1 rRNA gene is annotated in these 1,142 nt (G+C 52.1%); it reads right to left on the bottom strand.

Annotated elements, in window-relative coordinates:
* Positions 1-1,142 (bottom strand): 23S ribosomal RNA (locus ACI48K_RS25570); the annotation flags it as partial.

Here is a 1,142-nt window from a genome sequence, read left to right as displayed (position 1 = left end):
GCACCTTCTCCTCACTAGAGGCTTTTCTTGGCAGTCTGAGATCATGACCTTCGGTACTGTAAATTTTCCCTCCCCATCACAGCCTAGCCTTTCGATGTGCGGATTTGCCTACACACCAGCCTCACTGCTTAGACGAGCATCCATCCGCTCGCGTCACTACCCTACTGCGTCACCCCATCGCTATTAACGGATTACGGTGGTACAGGAATTTCTACCTGTTGTCCTTCGACTACGCCTTTCGGCCTCGCCTTAGGTCCCGACTTACCCTGAGCGGACGAACCTTCCTCAGGAACCCTTAGGCTTTCGGCGGATCAGATTCTCACTGATCTTTTCGTTACTTATACCGGCATTCTCACTTGTATACTCTCCAGCGCTCCTTACGGTACACCTTCTACGTATATACAACGCTCCCCTACCCCTGATACGAATGTATCAAGCCATAGCTTCGGTGGTGTGTTTAGCCCCGTTACATTTTCGGCGCAGAGTCACTCGACCAGTGAGCTATTACGCACTCTTTCAATGGTGGCTGCTTCTAAGCCAACATCCTGGTTGTCTGTGCAACTCCACATCCTTTCCCACTTAACACACACTTCGGGACCTTAGCTGATGGTCTGGGCTGTTTCCCTTTTGACAATGGATCTTAGCACTCACTGTCTGACTCCCGGCTATTAGTCTATGGCATTCGGAGTTTGACTGAGCTTGGTAACCCTTGGCGGGCCCCGCACCCAATCAGTGCTCTACCTCCACGACTATTCCACCGAGGCTAGCCCTAAAGCTATTTCGGGGAGAACCAGCTATCTCCGAGTTCGATTGGAATTTCTCCGCTACCCCCACCTCATCCCCGCACTTTTCAACGTACGTGGGTTCGGGCCTCCAGTGCGTGTTACCGCACCTTCACCCTGGACAGGGGTAGATCACACGGTTTCGGGTCTACGCCTACAAACTTCATTCGCCCTATTCAGACTCGCTTTCGCTGCGGCTCCATCTTCTCGATTTAACCTTGCTTGCAAACGTAACTCGCCGGTTCATTCTACAAAAGGCACGCCATCACCCATATAGAGGGCTCTGACTTCTTGTAAGCACACGGTTTCAGGATCTCTTTCACTCCCCTTCCGGGGTGCTTTTCACCTTTCCCTCACGGT

It is taken from the genome of Paenibacillus terrisolis (assembly GCF_056171975.1).
The sequence above is the reverse complement of the archived record's forward strand: the minus strand, read 5'-3'. Positions and strand labels throughout refer to the sequence as shown.